Source organism: Cupriavidus sp. 05T313, from assembly GCF_056396665.1.
Genome location: NZ_JBFTLX010000672.1, coordinates 1 through 407, shown reverse-complemented (window position 1 = coordinate 407; position 407 = coordinate 1). Strand labels below are relative to the sequence as shown.

Sequence of the window (407 nt, the reverse complement as noted above, 5' to 3'; positions counted from 1 at the left end):
GTGGTAGCCCTTGTCCTCCGCGTGCAGGGAGGTCTCGGACGCATGCGCRTGACCACCATCAATCAAGTGGTCAGGAAGGGGAGTGTTTGTCATTGAAGTGTCCTTCGGGGAGCAGTTGGGGGGACTACTTGCTGAGGTTGGCCAGGCGTTCGGGGCTCAGGAGTTCCTGGAGCTGGGCGTCGGTGAGGAGCCCGTGTTCCAGGACGAGCTCGGCCACGCCCTTGCCGGTGGCAAGTGCTTCCTGCGCGATGGCGGTGGCGGTGGCGTAGCCGAGGTGGGGATTCAATGCGGTGACCAGGCCGATGGACTGCTCCACGGTGCGGCGCAGGTGGTCGGTGTTGGCAGTGATTCCACTGATGCAGCGGGCCGTGAGGGTGCGGCAGGCTGCCTCGAGGTGGGAGATGCTC

1 pseudogene is annotated in these 407 nt (G+C 65.0%); it reads right to left on the bottom strand.

Going from position 1 to position 407, the window contains the following annotated elements:
* Window positions 1-124: 124 nt before the first annotated feature.
* Window positions 125-407: pseudogene (gene aspA, locus AC1DKD_RS42300) on the bottom strand (aspartate ammonia-lyase); the annotation flags it as partial.